The sequence below is a fragment of the Bradyrhizobium pachyrhizi genome (assembly GCF_001189245.1).
GTDB lineage: Bacteria > Pseudomonadota > Alphaproteobacteria > Rhizobiales > Xanthobacteraceae > Bradyrhizobium > Bradyrhizobium pachyrhizi.
Genome location: NZ_LFIQ01000003.1, coordinates 1 through 305 on the forward strand (window position 1 = coordinate 1; position 305 = coordinate 305).

The 305-nt window shown below is 64.6% G+C and carries 1 protein-coding gene; it reads left to right on the forward strand.

Translation table 11 applies throughout. The features are described from left to right. Positions 1-166: DUF736 domain-containing protein (locus AKL29_RS39970; RefSeq protein ID WP_152977361.1), on the forward strand; the 166-nt coding region annotated here is incomplete at its 5' end. Between the last annotated feature and the right edge of the window lie 139 nt (positions 167-305).

Genomic DNA, 305 nt, shown 5'->3' on the forward strand with positions numbered 1-305 from the left:
GATCGGCGCAGCCTGGTCGAAGCGCTCCGAAGAGGGTCGCGATTACCTCTCGCTCAAGCTCGACGACCCCTCGTTCAACGCACCGATCTATGCGAACCTGTTCGACGACGAAGGCGGCGAGGGCTACACGCTGCTGTGGTCGCGCCCGCGCAAAAACGGCGAGTGAGTTGAGCCGAGCGCTGCGCCCCGCCCATCCGGCGGGGCGCTTCGCAACTGGCCTGAAGCGGCTTACGATTTAAGCCGCGCCGCGCTCTTGAGCGGCCTCCTGGTTCGATCCCAATGCTTCAGCAATTTGTCCGAGCACG